General features: G+C 55.8%; 15 protein-coding genes. 9 read left to right on the top strand and 6 right to left on the bottom strand.

The window, feature by feature from the left end; translation table 11 throughout:
* Positions 1 to 59 precede the first annotated feature (59 nt).
* Positions 60 to 953, top strand: coding sequence for a fructose bisphosphate aldolase (locus tag BUC32_RS04040; protein ID WP_073249683.1), 894 nt, complete (start codon positions 60 to 62; stop codon positions 951 to 953).
* 5 nt (positions 954 to 958) lie between these two features.
* Here BUC32_RS04040 and BUC32_RS04035 read toward each other — a convergent pair whose 3' ends face one another.
* Positions 959 to 1,897, bottom strand: coding sequence for a hydrogen peroxide-inducible genes activator (locus BUC32_RS04035; RefSeq protein ID WP_073249682.1), 939 nt, complete (start codon positions 1,895 to 1,897; stop codon positions 959 to 961).
* A gap of 109 nt (positions 1,898 to 2,006) precedes the next feature.
* Here BUC32_RS04035 and BUC32_RS04030 point away from each other — a divergent pair, with 109 nt between their 5' ends.
* On the top strand, positions 2,007 to 2,282 hold the full coding sequence (locus tag BUC32_RS04030) for a YdcH family protein (RefSeq protein ID WP_175556894.1): 276 nt from the start codon (positions 2,007 to 2,009) through the stop codon (positions 2,280 to 2,282).
* Complete coding sequence (locus BUC32_RS20620; RefSeq protein WP_175556893.1) at positions 2,279 to 2,455, top strand: hypothetical protein; 177 nt, start codon at positions 2,279 to 2,281, stop codon at positions 2,453 to 2,455. The genes BUC32_RS04030 and BUC32_RS20620 overlap by 4 nt, the downstream gene beginning before the upstream one ends.
* Before the next feature lie 15 nt (positions 2,456 to 2,470).
* Here the strand turns inward: BUC32_RS20620 and BUC32_RS04025 are convergent, their stop codons facing one another.
* Both BUC32_RS04025 and BUC32_RS04020 read right to left on the bottom strand, forming a co-directional pair.
* Entirely contained in the window at positions 2,471 to 3,421 is a 951-nt protein-coding gene (locus tag BUC32_RS04025; protein WP_073249680.1) for a TRM11 family SAM-dependent methyltransferase, read from the bottom strand.
* 63 nt (positions 3,422 to 3,484) lie between these two features.
* A complete protein-coding gene (locus BUC32_RS04020) occupies positions 3,485 to 5,113 on the bottom strand; it encodes an acyl-CoA dehydrogenase family protein (protein ID WP_073249679.1) in 1,629 nt (542 codons plus the stop codon).
* A gap of 178 nt (positions 5,114 to 5,291) precedes the next feature.
* Between BUC32_RS04020 and BUC32_RS04015 the strand changes: the two genes are divergently transcribed.
* From BUC32_RS04015 to BUC32_RS03995, 5 genes are all read left to right on the top strand, one after another.
* Positions 5,292 to 5,594, top strand: a complete 303-nt coding sequence (locus BUC32_RS04015; protein ID WP_073249678.1) for an FtsB family cell division protein — start codon at positions 5,292 to 5,294, stop codon at positions 5,592 to 5,594.
* A gap of 142 nt (positions 5,595 to 5,736) precedes the next feature.
* The gene (gene pdhA / locus BUC32_RS04010) at positions 5,737 to 6,726 is read left to right on the top strand and encodes a pyruvate dehydrogenase (acetyl-transferring) E1 component subunit alpha (protein ID WP_073249677.1); all 990 of its coding nucleotides are present in this window, start codon (positions 5,737 to 5,739) and stop codon (positions 6,724 to 6,726) included.
* Between the two features lie 22 nt (positions 6,727 to 6,748).
* On the top strand, positions 6,749 to 8,113 hold the full coding sequence (locus BUC32_RS04005) for a pyruvate dehydrogenase complex E1 component subunit beta (protein ID WP_073249675.1): 1,365 nt from the start codon (positions 6,749 to 6,751) through the stop codon (positions 8,111 to 8,113).
* 1 nt (position 8,114) lies between these two features.
* Positions 8,115 to 8,486 carry a hypothetical protein gene (locus BUC32_RS04000; protein ID WP_073249673.1) on the top strand — a complete coding sequence of 124 codons (372 nt, stop codon included), beginning with the start codon at positions 8,115 to 8,117 and terminating at the stop codon, positions 8,484 to 8,486.
* Position 8,487: 1 nt separating this feature from the next.
* The gene (locus BUC32_RS03995; protein WP_073249672.1) at positions 8,488 to 9,789 is read left to right on the top strand and encodes a pyruvate dehydrogenase complex dihydrolipoamide acetyltransferase; all 1,302 of its coding nucleotides are present in this window, start codon (positions 8,488 to 8,490) and stop codon (positions 9,787 to 9,789) included.
* Between the two features lie 70 nt (positions 9,790 to 9,859).
* Here BUC32_RS03995 and cysE read toward each other — a convergent pair whose 3' ends face one another.
* Positions 9,860 to 10,663, bottom strand: coding sequence for a serine O-acetyltransferase (gene cysE, locus BUC32_RS03990; RefSeq protein WP_073249669.1), 804 nt, complete (start codon positions 10,661 to 10,663; stop codon positions 9,860 to 9,862).
* Between the two features lie 64 nt (positions 10,664 to 10,727).
* Here cysE and BUC32_RS20910 point away from each other — a divergent pair, with 64 nt between their 5' ends.
* Entirely contained in the window at positions 10,728 to 11,087 is a 360-nt protein-coding gene (locus BUC32_RS20910; RefSeq protein WP_245815129.1) for a TraR/DksA family transcriptional regulator, read from the top strand.
* On the opposite strand, the gene BUC32_RS03980 is transcribed toward BUC32_RS20910, so the two are convergent.
* Positions 11,068 to 11,376, bottom strand: a complete 309-nt coding sequence (locus tag BUC32_RS03980; protein WP_073249667.1) for a DUF7742 family protein — start codon at positions 11,374 to 11,376, stop codon at positions 11,068 to 11,070. The two genes, BUC32_RS20910 and BUC32_RS03980, sit on opposite strands and share 20 nt — an antisense overlap.
* A gap of 5 nt (positions 11,377 to 11,381) precedes the next feature.
* Complete coding sequence (locus tag BUC32_RS03975; protein WP_073249665.1) at positions 11,382 to 15,302, bottom strand: baseplate multidomain protein megatron; 3,921 nt, start codon at positions 15,300 to 15,302, stop codon at positions 11,382 to 11,384.

The following is a 15,302-nucleotide window of genomic DNA, read 5'->3' as shown; positions in this document are numbered from 1 at the left end:
AAGCGGGGCGACGTCATTTCCAGAGACGAAACACCATATTTTCAAGGGCGGGAACATTTATGTCCAATCAAGCACAGACCAAACAAATGACTTCTGGCGAAGGCTTTATCGCAGCTCTTGATCAAAGCGGCGGCTCCACCCCCAAGGCCCTGCGCCTTTATGGTGTCCAAGAAGGCGCCTACAACTCAGAAGCCGAAATGTACGATATGATTCACGCCATGCGTTCACGGATTGCTATGGCGCCAGCCTTTAACGGCGAAAAGGTTGTCGGTGCGATCCTGTTTGAGATGACAATGGACCGTGAAATCGATGGCAAACCCACCGCCACCTATATCTGGGAAGAGCGCGGTGTAGTGCCGTTTTTGAAGGTCGACAAAGGCCTGGCTGACGAAGAAAACGGCGCGCAGGTCATGAAGCCTATGCCGGAACTAGACGCACTGTGTGAACGCGCCGTAAAAGCAGGCGTGTTTGGGACCAAAATGCGCTCGGTGATCAATGCAGCCAACCCGGCTGGCATTGCCGCGGTCGTCGCGCAGCAATTCGAAGTTGGCAAACAAATCCTCGGTCACGGCCTGATGCCGATCATCGAACCTGAAGTGACAATTTCCATCGCCGACAAGGCCGCCGCCGAAGACATTCTTCTGGCCGAACTGACCAAACAGATCGACGCGCTGCCAGATGGTCAACAGGTCATGCTGAAACTGACCCTGCCGGAAACCGCAAATCTTTATAAATCACTGGTCGACCACCCCAAGGTGATGCGCGTTGTGGCCCTGTCTGGTGGCTATAGCCGTGAAGAAGCCAATGATCGCCTGTCGAACAACACTGGCGTGATTGCCTCGTTCAGCCGTGCGTTGACCGAAGGCCTGTCGGCCCAGCAAAGTGACGCAGAATTCAACGATACGATCGCCGCTTCAATCGGCAGCATTCACGCAGCCTCGGTTGCCGGTTAAAAGGATCAATTGCCCGCCGCTGTCACCCGGTGGGCAAACTCGTCTTTGACGATACCTTCGGCCGCTTGCGCGAACTGGCGGATCAGCCGGGGTTTGCCAGACGATTTTCGCCACACCAATCCCACTGAGCGATACTGCCCTCCCCTCATCGGGATCAGCACGACATCGCCTTTGGGATCGGACACTTCGGATTGAGCATAAAGAGCTGGCAGCAGTGTCACGCCCATGTCCATCGCCACCATCTGGCGCAACGCATCTAGGCTTGTACCCTCGTATTCCCTTCGCAGTCGCGCCCCCACATCTTTGCACATCTGCGCCAAAGGCTCGTGCAACATCAAACTGGACCCAAGCGTCAAGACGTCTTGCCCCACAAGATCGGATTGCGCGACTTGTGAGCGCTTGGCCAATGCATGATCCCGCGCCACCGCCAGCAGCAATGGCTCTCGGTAAAGCCTGTGCACGGTAAAATCCGACGAGTTTACAGGGAGTTGAGTGAGGATCACATCATGTACACCCGCCAGCAACTCCTCAAGCAGGTCACGCGGCGCACCATCGCGTGCAACCAGTTTTAAATCTGGATGGCTGACATGCAAATGCCGCAGAAACGATGGCAGAAAATAGGGACCGATTGTCACCGTTGATCCAAGCCGCAACTTGCCTCCACTGCCTCCAGCCAGGGCGGCGGACAATTCCATCAGGCCCTCGACGTCGTCCAATACCTGTTGGGTTTTCTGTAGCACTTCACGCCCTGCAGGCGTCAGTTGAGCGCCGCGCCGCCCACGCTCCAAAAGCTGTAATCCCAGCACCCCTTCCAAAGCGACTATCTGTTGGCTCAGGGAAGGTTGACTCAGCCCAAGCTGCTCTGCGGCCCGTCGGTACTGTCCGGTTTGAGCCAAAGTGGCGAAGTACTTGAGCTGACGAAGGGTTGGTTTTTCAGCAGACATGAAGTTTTCCTTTGATAGGTTTTTCCTATCAATCAAATAGCGTTCTACGCATTTTAATTATACCAAGGCACCTCATATGGGAAGGGACAGCAGAGATACTGCTGATCAAATGAACAACAACACCGAGGTCAAAATGTCTGACAGTCTCTTCAAACGTATCGCCATCATCGTCATCCACATGAAGTCTCTGAAAAACCGCCAAACCATTCTGGACGGACAGATCGAAGTAGAACACAAGCGCCGCGCACCGGATCAGGAGCAGCTGCGCTGGCTTAAAGTGCGCCGCCTGATGGTTCGTGACCAGATCGCCCGCTACGAGAGCATTCTCCAAGACCTCAGATCCCTCTTACCAACCACCCATTCAAGAAAGGTAGCCCTGGCATGACCGAGCTTTTCAAATACCTGACCCCATCCTGGGCCTCTCCAAGTCAACGTGTTGAACGTTTGATGAACAGCTTGGAAAAAGACAACTATGTCGCCGAACGCATCACCGCAGCCCAAAGACCCTATGCGTCGGAATCCACACGCCCGCCCCTGTACCCGTTTTCACCGATGTAGGATGGCCGTTGGTTCTTAACGAGGTTTTCGCAACACCAACACGTCGCGCAGGATGGACTCGCTCATCCGATGCGCGACGTTTCTGTCTATCACCTCAAGCCCAAGCCCATCAAAGGCCGCCACCATCGCCGGACGTCTGGGAATGTTCTGGTTATAGGCAATGGCCATCGCACCCCCCGGCGCCAGGCAGGCTGCCCATCCCGGTGCGGCCGCCTGAATAACGTCGATCGGGCTGCGCGCACCATCCGCGCCCCCCATGTGCTGCACACCATAGGGGATATCCGTCACAATCAGATCAAACGGCTTGCGCCCCGCCAGATCACAGGCATTCACCGTGTCTCCGATGACGAGTCTCGCAACCTGCCCCTCGGCCATGAAATCCAGAAACTTGCCCACGCCCTTTTTGTTGGATTTTTGCACCCAACCATCGACCAATTTGTGTTTCTGGCGGTGCAGTTTGGTCCATTTTTTGAGCCCTCGACGCACCTCGTTTAAAACCGTCTGATCCTTTTCGATCCCATTGGCGGATATCCCAAACCGCATTGCCCAGAACAATGACGTGCCCCGCCCGCACATTGGATCAAGAAGGCGCAGCTTTTCATTATTAGTATCAGCTTCTTGAAGGGCAATGTTGATCAGCAACCGCGTCAATGTCTCGTTGGTCTTACCCCGGTATTTCTCACCATAGACAAAGTCTTCGTGCAAACCGAAACCGGCCCCGCATTCAATCGGTTGCCAGTTGTCACCATCGACCTGAAACAGACCCTGTGCAAAAGACAGGCGCAAAATATCGCAGGCTTTCTCTGGCTCGGCGGTCAAACGCAGAAACGACATACCCCCGCGTGCCTCGTGACCCGACACATCCACATCCGCCAGCCCCGCAATTTCGGCCAAAACAACCTCTTGCGTGTCGGCGAAATAGGCCGCCCGCGCAGAAGGTGAGATCAATAATGCAAATTCAGACATGTCGCGCTTTCGAGAAATCAGGATCGGGCGGACCCTACCCGAGCGCAACAGGCTTGAAAAGCATCATGCCTGCGGATCAAGTCGCGCCAGAATAGCTTCCGTATCCAGCCCCGCCACTGTACCCGCGATTTGACCGCGGTGGTTGACAACACGGCTGGTGATATACCCCGAAACCACCGCATTGGGCGCGGTCTGCATCAAGGCGGCAGCGGTCAGCAAGTTGGCCAGGCTTTCGGCAAACCATCGTGCGTCGCCTTCGCCGGGAATACCGGGCCAGCGCGCGCGGTGCTCGGCAAGGGCTGCATCAAAGCGTGAATCATTTCCACAACCCGCATCCAATACCCCATTCAATGCCTCGGCGGCGCCGGGTTCACGCGTCAAAGTCCGCAGGATATCCAGACAAATCACATTGCCCGATCCTTCCCAGATCGAATTCAAAGGTGCCTCGCGGTAAAGCATCGGCATCGGCGTGTCTTCGACGTACCCCATGCCTCCCAACACCTCGAGTGCCTCTGCGACCACAGAAATCGCGCGTTTGTTGGACAGGTATTTCGCCAACGCCACTCCGATGCGTGCCAAAGCCCGCGAAGCGTCATCGTCATGATCGAAACTGCGCGCCATAAACATCGACACGGCCAGCGCGCCCTCCCAGTCCAACGCCAGATCGGCCAGAACCTGACGCATCAAAGGCTGATCAATCAGCTTACGTTGAAATGCAGAACGATGAGATGCCCAGTGATGGGCTTCGGCCAACGCCGCATGCATCAAGGCCGCTGGTGCAATCGCGGTATCCAATCGGGTGTGATGCACCATTTCGATGATCGTGCGCACCCCGGCACCCTCGTCCCCAAGACGGAAGGCCAGAGCATTGTGATACTCGATCTCGGAACTGGCATTGGCGTGATTGCCTAACTTGTTCTTTAATCTTTGCAGCCGGATCGTGTTCCGCTCGCCGTCCAGCCATCGTGGAACCAGAAAACATGTGAGCCCCCCGTCGGCCTGCGCCAAGGTCAAAAAGCCATCGCACATCGGCGCAGAACAGAACCATTTATGACCCGTGAGACGATAATGATCGCCATCCCGCGCCGCTTTGGTACTGTTGGCTCGCACATCTGATCCACCCTGTTTTTCGGTCATCGCCATGCCCAGCGTCGCCCCGGACTTTTCCCAGATTGGCCTCAGGGACGGATCGTAAATCCCTGACGTCAGCTTGGGCGCCCATGCGTCAAACAGGGCTTGATCGTGGCGCAAGGCAGGCACAGCCGCATAAGTCATCGTCATCGGGCACCCAGCGCCCGGTTCCACCTGCATCTGCATATAAACAAGGGCTGCATGGGTGGCATGACCGCCAGGATTCCCATCCCAGGCCACCGCTGCATAACCCGCATTCAGCCCATTTTCCATCACCTGATGATAGCCGGGATGGAAGTCCACCTCATCCAACCGGCGCCCATTGCGATCAAACAAGTTCAAGCGTGGCAGGTCCCTTTGCGCGTCTTGCGCGGCCTGACGTATCTCAGCCGAGCCAAAGCGCCTGCCTGCTTTCTGTAAGATATCCGGGCGGGCGCTCGCGCCAATCGCGGCCTCACGCAACGGTAGATCATCTGCCCAAAGATCAATGTCCTGCCTTGCCGCTGGTTGATTTTGTACCTCGTGGTTTTCGAGAACGCTGGTTGGGGCACATTCAGTCATCAGGCAATCTCCAATCGTTACCTCAGCCTAACGGCACGGCACGAATTGGAGCCAGAGAATCGTGACGTCACAAATGAACAGAAAAAGCCAAGCGATTGGTAAAAAAGAGTTTCACAGAACGAATCACTTATGTCATAGTGCTTAAAGACGTCCGCAAAGGACGCGTTTGAGGCAGAGCATGACAACACAGAAATCCAGACCGGCCCTAGGGGCACTCCTGTTTTTCGGAGTATGCTTTGCTTTGTCGATCTATTTCACCTTTGCGGCAGTTCAGGGCGACTATGGCGTCTTTCGTCGTGTTGAAATCGAAGCAGACCGGACTGCTCTGATGGCCGAGTTAAAGCTTCTACAGGCCGATGTTGGGCACATGGAAAACCTGACTCAGCGCCTTTCTGACGATTATCTTGACCTTGATCTGCTTGACCAACAGGCTCGCGATGTACTTGGATTGATCCGGTCAGACGAAATCGTCATTCGTTAGACCTTTATTTATCTGGCCAAAAATACGCCGGGGGTCCGGATATTGGCCTCGGTGTTTGTCAAAATTTCCGCTCGCCACTTTGTATCGTATCGGATAGCATATAGTTTAATGCTAAACTATTCTATTTGCTGGGAGGCTTGGAATGGCTGCCAAAAAGCCCGCCAAAAAGACCAATGTGTCTGGCGACGAACTCAAGAAATACTACCGCGAGATGCTTCTGATCCGACGCTTTGAAGAAAAGGCCGGACAGCTTTATGGCATGGGGTTGATCGGTGGTTTCTGCCACCTTTACATCGGTCAGGAAGCCGTTGTTGTCGGCCTTGAAGCCGCAGCAGAAGACGGCGACAAACGTATTACATCCTATCGTGACCACGGCCATATGCTGGCCTGCGGCATGGATGCAAATGGCGTCATGGCCGAGCTGACGGGTCGCGAAGGCGGTTATTCCAAGGGCAAAGGCGGCTCAATGCACATGTTCTCGAAAGAGGCGCATTTCTATGGTGGCCATGGTATTGTTGGTGCGCAAGTTCCTTTGGGTGCGGGTCTGGCTTTTGCCGACAAATACAAAGGCAACGGGCGCGTAACCTTCACCTATTTCGGGGATGGCGCTTCGAACCAGGGCCAGGTCTATGAAACCTTCAATATGGCTGCACTCTGGGACCTTCCTGTGATTTTTGTCATTGAAAACAACCAGTACGCTATGGGTACGGCGCAAACCCGCTCTACTTCTACACCCGATATCTACACCCGCGGCGAAGCCTTTGGCATTCCGGGCGAGGCTGTGGACGGTATGGATGTGCTGGCCGTTAAGGACGCTGGCGAGCGCGCTGTTGCGCACTGTCGCAAAGGCAAAGGGCCCTATATCCTCGAAGTTAAAACCTATCGCTACCGCGGTCACTCTATGTCGGATCCCGCCAAATATCGCACTCGCGAAGAAGTGCAGAAGATGCGCGAAGAACGTGACGCGATTGAGCATGTCCGCCAGATGATCCTGACTGGCAAGCACGCCACCGAAGAAGACCTCAAGGCGATCGACAAGGAAATCAAGGCAGTGGTGAACGCCAGCGCCGAGTTCGCCAAAGAAAGTCCCCTGCCCGCAGCCGAAGAGCTGTGGACCGATATTTACGCCTGAGACTGACAGAGGAGAGTAGAAAATGGCTACTGAAATACTGATGCCCGCCCTGTCACCTACGATGGAAGAAGGCACGCTGGCAAAATGGCTCGTAAAAGAGGGCGACGCCGTGTCGTCCGGAGACATCATTGCCGAAATTGAAACCGACAAAGCCACGATGGAGTTCGAAGCCGTCGATGACGGGGTTATCGGCCATATTCTGGTGGCTGAAGGCACTGAAAACGTGGCTGTAAACACTGCAATTGCGACCTTATTGGAAGACGGAGAAGAGGCCGGCGCGGCTCCCGCACCTTCAGACGCATCCGCAGCTCCTGCGCCGGCACCGGTCGCAGCACCTGCCTCGGTGGCCGCTCCTCCGGTTGCAGCGCCCGTAGACCTCTCGCCGGATTGGCCCGAGGGCACACCGATGAAGCAGCAAACCGTCCGCGAGGCCCTGCGCGATGCAATGGCCGAAGAAATGCGTAGTGATGAAGATGTCTATCTGATGGGTGAAGAGGTTGCCGAGTATCAGGGCGCCTACAAAGTCTCGCAAGGGTTGTTGGATGAGTTTGGTTCCAAGCGCGTGATCGACACGCCGATCACGGAACATGGCTTTACCGGGATCGCAGTGGGCGCTGCTTATGGTGGCCTAAAGCCAATCGTTGAATTCATGACCTTCAACTTTGCCATGCAAGCTATTGATCACATTATCAACTCTGCGGCAAAAACGCTCTATATGTCTGGTGGTCAAATGGGCGCTCCGATGGTGTTTCGCGGGGCAAACGGCGCTGCTGCACGAGTTGGAGCCCAGCACAGCCAGGACTACGCCGCATGGTATTCACAGATTCCCGGTCTCAAAGTGGTGATGCCCTATTCTGCGTCAGATGCCAAAGGCCTGCTCAAGACCGCGATCCGTGATCCGAACCCGGTAATCTTTCTGGAGAACGAAATCCTTTATGGCCGCGCGTTTGATGTGCCTGCCATGGATGATTTCACCATTCCATTTGGCAAGGCGCGTATCTGGCGCGAAGGTTCGGATGTGACGATTGTCAGCTTTGGCATCGGCATGCAGTACGCGCTGGAAGCCGCTGAAAAGCTTGCCGAAGGCGGTATCAATGCCGAAGTTATCGACCTGCGCACCCTGCGTCCGATTGATTACGACACTGTGATCAACTCGGTGATGAAAACCAACCGCTGTGTCACCGTTGAAGAGGGTTGGCCGGTGGGATCGATTGGCAATCATTTGTCTGCAACCATCATGGAGCGTGCGTTTGATTACCTCGACGCGCCGGTGATCAACTGTACGGGCAAGGACGTGCCGATGCCTTATGCATCCAATCTTGAGAAACTGGCCCTTGTGACAACTGCCGATGTGATCGCAGCTGTCAAACAAGTGACATATCGCTGATATGCAGTGGAAAGGTTTCATAACTGGGGTGCTTGTCGGCGGACTGACTGTTGGCAGCATCTATTTCCTGAGCGACATTGCGAGCCTCTTTATTCAAGGCCCCAAGGTCACAGAGTTGGTCTTAGAAAATGAGGTTCTAAAACAGGAAAATGCAATTTTGCATGGAATGACCGAGGCAAACTGGGTTGGCATGACCACACAAGAAGCCACAAAGCAGCTCACTGCGCTGGGGCTGACCCACTCTGTCAAAGGCGCCGATGGGATCACAACCGGATCAATTTATCTTAAGCTGACCGACGGTCAGGTTGCCAAAATCCAAGCCCACTGCGCCCCGCCGGCCCCGGCCGGCTGCGCAACACAGGGAGTAAACTGAAATGCCGATTGAAATTCTTATGCCTGCCCTGTCCCCTACCATGGAAGACGGCACACTGGCCAAATGGCTGGTCAAAGAAGGCGACGAAGTGCGATCCGGAGATATTATTGCCGAGATTGAAACCGACAAGGCCACGATGGAGTTCGAGGCGGTGGACGAGGGCATAATGGGGCCGCTTCTGATTGCCGAGGGCACAGAAGGCGTCTTGGTAAACACCGCCATTGCTGTGTTGCTGGAAGAGGGCGAAGACGCCAGCACCGTCCCTGCTTCATCTGCACCGACTCCGGAAGCCACGTCTGCAGTTGACGCGAGCCACAAGGCGGCTTCTTCAGCGGTCTCCGAGGCGCCCGCCACCGCACCAGTCGCGCTTTCCTCTGATGGCAATCGCATCTTTGCCTCTCCACTTGCCCGACGCATTGCAGCCGACAAGGGCGTCGACCTGGCAGCTTTGCAAGGGTCTGGTCCCCGAGGCCGGATCGTCAAAGCAGATGTCGAATCTGCCCAGCCCGGCGCAGCACCGCAAGCCGCAACAACGACAACGCCTGCCACTACCCCGGTTGCTATGCCAGCCAGCGTTGATGCATCAGTGGTCGCGCGGATGTATGAAGGCCGCGAAATCACCGAAGTACCGCTGGACGGCATGCGCAAAGTGATTGCGGCCCGCCTGACAGAAGCCAAACAAACCATCCCGCATTTCTATTTGCGTCGCGACATTCGTCTGGATGCCCTGATGAAATTCCGCGCCGAGCTAAACGGACAACTGGAATCCCGCGGCATCAAACTGTCGGTCAACGATTTCATCATCAAGGCCTGTGCTTTGGCCCTGCAATCAGTGCCGGATGCCAATGCCGTCTGGGCCGGGGATCGCATTCTGAAGTTGACACCATCAGATGTGGCTGTGGCTGTCGCGATTGAAGGCGGATTGTTTACGCCGGTTCTTCAGGATGCCGACACCAAGTCCCTGTCGGCGTTGTCAGCAGAGATGAAAGACCTCGCGACCCGTGCCCGAGACCGCAAACTGGCGCCTCACGAGTATCAGGGCGGCAGCTTTGCCATTTCAAACCTTGGCATGTTCGGGATCGACAATTTCGACGCCGTCATCAATCCGCCGCATGGGGCAATCCTTGCTGTGGGGGCTGGTGTGAAGAAACCGGTGGTGGGCAAAGACGGAGCACTGGAAGTGGCCACGGTCATGTCCGTCACACTGTCGGTGGATCATCGTGTGATTGACGGGGCACTTGGCGCTGAATTGCTCGGATCCATCGTCGACAATTTGGAAAACCCAATGACGATGCTGGTCTAAAATTCGAGAGATTCACATCAAAAAAGCGCCGCAACATCCTGCGGCGCTTTTGTTTTTCGAACTCGATAAATTAGTGCTCGAGTAACTGATCCATGCTCACAGCCGGCTGATCACATCCTGCTTCACCAACGATTTTGGCAGGCACGCCTGCCACAGTTTTGCACGGTGGAATATCTTCCAGAACCACAGACCCCGCCGCAATCCGACTGCAATGACCGACTGTGATATTGCCCAGAACCTTGGCCCCGGCGCCAATCAACACACCATCACCGATCTTGGGGTGCCGGTCTTCCTCTTCTTTGCCAGTCCCGCCAAGCGTTACTGAATGCAGCATCGACACATTGTCACCCACCACGGCGGTTTCGCCAATCACGATGGAATGGGCATGGTCGATCATGATACCTTTGCCAATACGCGCGCCCGGATGAATGTCGATCCCAAAAATCTCGGAGGTGCGCATCTGGATGAAATAGGCCAGATCCTTGCGTCCCTGGCGCCACAACCAATTGCCGATGCGATAGGCTTGCACGGCCTGATAACCTTTGAAGTACAGGATTGGCTGCAACAAACGGTGGCAGGCCGGATCACGCTCAAAAATCGCCATGAGGTCAGCGCGCGCAGACGCGATAAGATCAGGATCTTCGGCAAACCCCTCATCTGCGATCTCGCGCAATACCACCATGGACATCTCGTTCGACGCCAGCTTGGCCGCAAAGCGGTAGCTCAGCGCACGTTCGATAGATTTGTGGTGCAAAACACAGGCATGCACCAATCCGCCCATGAGCGGTTCTTCTCGGACAGCAGCTTCTGCCTCGGCAGTGATCCGCTGCCAGGTTGGATCAATCTCAGATATCTTGCTGCGCGTTTCGGCCATGGCAAATCGTCCTTTTCTGCCGTTAGACTACACTACATAGTCAACCAGCCGCAAATTCAAAGGCGTGATCGAGAGGTTCATCAACGTGAATGTGAAGGCGCAGCAGAAATATCGCACCTTGATTGAGACGCATCTGGCCGCTCTGAAGGAGGAAGACAAGCTGGGCCATGATGGCCAGGCAGTTGTCACATTGGATCAACAGGCGGTCGGCCGTCTCAGCCGTATGGACGCGCTTCAATCGCAGGCAATGGCCAAAGCAAATCAAACCCGACGTAATGTCAAAAAGCAGGCCTTGCAGGCTGCACTTGTGCGTATTGAAGAAGACGAGTTTGGCTATTGTGACGATTGCGGCGACGACATTGCCCCCAAACGGCTGGAGTTCGATCCTTCGGTCCGCAAATGCATCAACTGCGCCCGTGGGTGACCTGACGCGCCGTGCGCCAGGTACTCAATTCATGTAGCACCATTTCCATACAACCGCAGTATTGCGAGTCAGAAAATCCCGGCTCTGGTGGCACAGTCCGCTTGAGCGCGCAGGACATTAGCGATCCATCCCCCCAAAGGGCATGTGAACGCCCAAAGCGGCGGAAGTAACGATGCGCCGCATGCGCTTCGACAATCATTCGGCGACACAGGCTTTGCCGGGTCTCGTCAGGCACCCCCAACAAGACCAGCGCCGCTGTCACAACGTCTCCGTGCATAACCCGCCGCATGAGGTTCACACATCGACCGGCAGTGTCGCAAAAAGTCCTGCTCCGTACCGCGCCGATACTTGCGCAATCGAAATCTCGATTCCCCCGGTCGCCCCATCCGCCAACCGCTGCGCCAGCGTGTAGCTCCAATTTGGCTCAGACACATGGGTTTCGGTCAAGATACTGCCGTCCTTTATCACGCGCAGGTGATACCGCTCGCTTTCTTCGCCCAATGGTACTTCGGGCAGGTCCCACCCATCTCCATCAATACGAGTTCGGCGAATCCAGGTGATATCCATATTTCCGTTTGGCATTTGTCTGGTACGCAGATGGCACGGCGCATATGGCCGCATCCCGTTGCCGGCAAAGGCTTCGATCCTATGCTCATAAGTTGGATCGTCATAGCCGCGCTGCGCCGGACCAATACGGTAGTGGCGCGCGATATTGCGAGCCGAACTGGCCATTTCAATCTGCGAAAACTCGGACCCAAACAGTACAAAATACGATCCGATCGGCCAGGCAACCGGCATCAGCGCATCTGATCCCAACTGCCCTCGCAGGCGCGTCCTTATCCACCATGTGTCAGGCGCGATCAATTCGGCATCCCGAAACTGAAACAACTCCCAGTTTCCTGAGCTGCCGTCCCCGATCATCGCCAGATTGCCGCCGTTTAACAATGCCTCTTGGCTGATACTTTCCAGAGCCCCTGACACCAGACGGACTTGCAAAGCTTCACCATGATCCCAAAGTCCGCTTTGTGCTTCAGACAGGATGGTTTCGGTCGTCCCCACCACCGCACGTCTGGGCAGTATGGTATTCAGGCCATAGTTGGCATCGGTTGTTGCATCATAAACGGCAACGCTGCCCGGCCAGGGTTGTGCCGTCACCGCCAAATGGGGCGCATGTGGCACCTCATCTCCGGTTAACAGCGGCAGATCAAGGAACAAAGGCACCACCGGAACCGGGGCCACGAAACGGGACGTCGAAGGGCTATCGTCCTCAAAATCAGCTGGCGTGTAGACTGCCGGTTCAATGCGAACCCCTTCCAGAATTTGCAGATCTGCCTGCTCAACTCGGTCCACACGATAAAGCGCATCCCCATCTTTGGCCGCAAGAGACACCACATCCCCGGCTCCTATGTTCAGGGCAGAAGGCGGCAACGCAAAGCGCACGCTGTCGCGAGATACACGCGCTTCGGTCAACCAGCGTTCGGCAGTTTGACGACCTTCCGCCCGCGTCAGCGACAACGGCAAATCAGACCCCGAAACGGCATGAGTGGACTGATCTGCCAAAACAGCTTCTTCCGCCAGAATATCAAAATCACCATCGGCTTCGACAAATTGCACACGTATCCGTCCCGCCGTTTCCGCTTCGCTGCCGCGGGTCTTTTCGACAGTGCCGTCCAAATCTGCGGACACAGCCAAAAGGTCCCCATCCAACGCAATGGGCGCACGACCATCACGCATGACAAAGTGCAACACCCCATCTCTTTCGACCGCGTCAAATCCGTGCCGCAGCATCAATGGCTGTAACGCCGCACGTGCATCCGTGACATCCTCAACCGCAAGGCCGCGTACAACGCCACGCAGGTCACTGACGTCAAAACTTGACACACCAACCCGCAAACATAGTTCGCGCACAACCGACGCCAACGGCCTTGCTGTACTTCGGCCATTGATCCAATGCCCTTTGGCATAGTTTTCACCGTCGCTCCAAAGTGCGCGGTTGTTCGGAAATGTCGGGTAAGGCCGCGCATCCCACGCCCAGACATGAGCACGGCTCATATCGACCATCGGAGCCAAGTAGAGTTCTGAGACCGGATTGTTTTCGGAACGGGCCCAGTATTCAGTCACTGCGCGCAGGTATTGTTGCTGCATGAATTCATCGCGACGCCCGTCCGAGTATCTCGGCAACAAAGATTCGGACGACTTATCGTCCAGAAATTTGTTGGGCTGATTGGTTGCTTTGTCCAAGGCGGCGCAGCCAATTTCGGTAAACACAATTGGTTTTGACTGTGGCTCCCACGAGGTTGGGAGCACTTGGCGAACACCGCCAATACGGTTGTGGTGCCGCTTGGACCACCAATTTCCAATGTCTTTGTAGCGATAGACCCAAGGCTCATTATGCGCACCATCCGTGATCTCTGTGCGGATTTGCGCTTCTCTCGCCTCTGGCGAATGGTAGTACCAATCATAGCCCTCGCCGCCCGCCACATTGGCCATGAGGTACTCTGGATTGTAGATACTTCCCCAATCCGCATCGATATGATCCTCACCATCGCGCCAATCAGACAGAGGCATGTAATTGTCGATGCCAATAAAGTCGATATTGTCGTCCGCCCAAAGCGGATCCAGATGAAAATGGACATCGTCCGAACCATCTTGAGGGTGATAACCAAAATATTCGCTCCAGTCCGCCGCATAGCTGATACGCGTGTCCGGGCCCAGAATGCTGCGCACTTCTGCCGCAAGATTCCGCAAAGCCAGCACTGTCGGAAACGCACCGCCCGCGCCCCGGAGTTGTGTGAGGCTGCGCATCTCTGACCCAATGCAAAATGCTGAAACGCCACCAGCCAGCGCGCATAGGGCTGCCTGATGCAAAATGAACCGACGATACCCCCATTCCTCGGGACCAAGATAAGTCACCGATCCGGTAACGGTTGTAAAATCCGCCGCAGACGCGGTGCCAAAGAAAGCTGCCACCTCGGCATCGGCCTGCGCGGTCCCATCAGGCGATCCAGGTTGCCCGGGCGCCATGGATCCGGTGATCCGGCCACGCCATGGCAAAACGGGCTGGTTTTGATTGCCGGTCCAAGGATCCGGCAATCCGTTCCCAGCCAGCTGATCCATCAAAATAAAGGGGTAATACATCACCTCTTTGCCAAGGCCATTAAGATGCGTGATCGCCTCAACAACCGAGTCATCCGTGGGGGTGCCTCCATAGACCGGACGATCTTCAACCTGCGCTATCTCATCGGCTGATGCACGGGTCAGCCCGGACACGCGCCATGGCATATTGCGCCCATCGGCCTCTTTGCGTTCGACCTTGGGGCGGATCGTGCAGTCACCGCATCGCAAGTCATTGCCAAACCAGCTGACCACCAAAGATATCGCCCCACAATTGGGCAATTCTTCATTCAAGGCCTCAACCGAGGTCACAAAATCGGTCTGCCCTGAGGGTGAATTTACATTGGCACTCTGGCTATGCCCAACCGCACCGGACACAAAGACCGGTGTTGTGGCCAGCGAGTACTCTCCCGTTCCCGGAACCAGCGCCACAGCACGCACCCCATGCGCAATGTCGCCTTCGGCCTCTGGCTGCTCAGCAGGGCTCGGGCGGCAGACTTCAAAGGTGAACTGGGGCACACGGTTGCCAAATCCTGACAGCGGCAGGTTTTCCATGACCACGTAGGCCGTGCCACGATAGGCGGGCACCAATCCTTCACCTTCTACGGCCTCGATCAACGGGTCAGGCAATTGATCTGCTGATCCTTTGTAAACCCGCATATTCAGGTCACCCGGAGCCACCTCTTCGCCATCCGCCCATACCCGGCCAACACTGGTGATCTCACCTTCGCAAAGGCCGATCGCAAGAGAAACCGAATAGCTGTATTCGGCGGTTTCAGGCTGCGAAGACATGCCCTTGCCGCCGCCCGAACGATGAACCGATTCCACAAATTGCGTTGTCCAGATCACCTGCCCCGAGATACGCATCCGCCCATAAAGCTGGCTCACTGCGGCACCTTCAGCCGTGCCCGTCACACGGAACCGATCCACCCGACCGACGTCAACAACATCGGAGCCTGTTCCCAGAATCTGTTGATCTATGGCACGTCCCAAAGTCGCGCCAGCCAGTCTTCCGATTGCAACCGAAGACACCCCGGCCAGAGTGCCACCAACAGATCCACCTATGGCCGCACCGGCTGCGGATAACAAAAGCGTCGCCAT

Origin of the sequence: Shimia gijangensis (assembly GCF_900142085.1) — a bacterium.
Taxonomy (GTDB): domain Bacteria; phylum Pseudomonadota; class Alphaproteobacteria; order Rhodobacterales; family Rhodobacteraceae; genus Shimia; species Shimia gijangensis.
Note: the sequence above shows the minus strand (reverse complement) of the source record. Positions and strands in the feature narration are given on the sequence as shown.